The following is a 1892-nucleotide window of genomic DNA, read 5'->3' on the forward strand; positions in this document are numbered from 1 at the left end:
GCTTTGATAATCTGACTCTCGCTAAACTTGCTTGTTTTCATTGTGACAGTTTGAATTTAAAGTTAGTAAATTCGAATTAACAACTGTCCTATTTTTAGGGAAGCCTACATTTTTAGGGAAGCCTACATTTTTAGGGAAGCCTACACATAGAGCTTTCAAAAATGTCGTATTCGCGTTATGTAATAGTTGTGGCTGGTTGCAACTACGTGTGAGCTTTCTATAATTGAGATTTGTAACCTTTAGGCATTTTTGAGTAGTGGCCTGTGGCGGCTGNTGATTCTGTACAAGATCCTTGATTATAGCCCTTACAATCGCTCTTAAACCGATTTTGAAGCGTAGCCATACGATTGCGGTAATCACCAAGTATGCAACTGCCTTTTGTGTAGCTTATTTTATCGTGGTCTGCGAGCCCTTGGGCAATCAGCCGCCACGGTATTGTGTATGATTAGTGGCGTGTTTAAGCAACTAAGTTAATAAATAAATACTGAATAGAAAATCCGAGAGGATTTTCGTAAGCAAGCTAAAACTAGCCATTAATTATACACGGTGTTGGCATTTCGTTGTTTTTTTATTCCGGTAATTTTTTTTCTGCGTTTGAGTGAATTCGTCCTGCGTTTTTTTTCGCAAACTTTTTCAATTCCGATTGAGTCAGTAATTCCGCAATTTGCTAAAATCCGTAAACAATTCTGATTTTAAATTAAATATTGCCATATCAAATTAGGAAAAGCAAAAATGCTCATTATCAATAATAACAACGATAAGAAAATTCTTAATTTTTTCCGATTTAGCGGTTTACTTTTATAATTCAAGTATAAACTTATAATACCAAATCCGATAGCAATTAATTTAAACCAAATAATATCATATTTTCCTCTTCGCGGAAAGCAAACAGATAGTCCAGGGTATTCTCTAAATTGTTCCATAAAATCAGAATAATTCAAGTAGTTTATTAAAAAGTAAAATAACCATCCAAATATTAAAAATCCGATGGAATAAGTTAACTGTTTTACTTTTTCTATTTTCATTAGTTTTTAAGGTTTAGAGTGAGCTCGTCAATGAATGCCAACGTGATTGTGTATGATTTGTGCGATTGAGAATCCGTAGGATTTTCAGTCGATGCAAATCAGTTGTTTAAATATAAGAATTTTAATTGAAGGAAAAAGCGAGCATGAATTATACACGTTGTTGTGTGTAGTTATTTTTTATTTTCAGTTTGTTCAATAGTCAAATCTATTATTTTTCCATTTTTACTGATTTCCATTTTAGAAATAGTTAATTCGGGATATTCAAATCCAATCATTATATGGTCATCGTATTTATCATCTATTATCTTGTTAAAAGAATAATGAAATATAGAATCATTAGATTTTGTTAAATAAACTCCGAAATCAGCTCCTAATCTACCTAAATATTGTTTTTTTTCTTTATCTAAAACTACAAAGATTTCTTTAAATGGAATTGATTGGTCATAAGAGAAAATTGTATCGTTTCTTTTTCCAATATAGATTGAATCATAAGCAGTAATATTCAATTTATAAAAATCCGTTTTATCGTATAATATTTTATTCAGAGTGTCAATATCAAAAGTGAAGTCAACAAATTTTCCAAATTGATTTTTAGCCTTGTCAAAACTCTTACTTTTTAAAAAGTCAGATTGAGTGACTTTTTCCTTTTTTAATTCAGTTTCTTTCGTTTTACAAGAACACAGAATTATGAAAATCAGTAAATATATTATCTTTTGCATTCAGTTTTTTTAATTACACACAACAGGCCACTACATAAAGCGAGTGCGGCATTTTGCTGGTTAGCCTGTTTTTTGTTTTTTAATTGATTGTCTAAATATACACTTATTTGTGAATCTGTCGCCGCGCATAGAGCTTTCAAAAATGTCG

The 1892-nt window shown here is 31.0% G+C and carries 2 protein-coding genes; both read right to left on the reverse strand.

Translation table 11 applies throughout. From position 1 onward, the window contains the following. Nucleotides 1-692 precede the first annotated feature (692 nt). Nucleotides 693-1025, reverse strand: coding sequence for a hypothetical protein (locus ACFO5T_RS00840; RefSeq protein ID WP_380031246.1), 333 nt, complete (start codon nt 1023-1025; stop codon nt 693-695). 170 nt (nt 1026-1195) lie between these two features. After that, a complete protein-coding gene (locus ACFO5T_RS00845; RefSeq protein ID WP_380031248.1) occupies nt 1196-1744 on the reverse strand; it encodes a hypothetical protein in 549 nt (182 codons plus the stop codon). Between the last annotated feature and the right edge of the window lie 148 nt (nt 1745-1892).

Origin of the sequence: Dokdonia genika, from assembly GCF_042652845.1 — a bacterium.
Taxonomy (GTDB): domain Bacteria; phylum Bacteroidota; class Bacteroidia; order Flavobacteriales; family Flavobacteriaceae; genus Dokdonia; species Dokdonia donghaensis.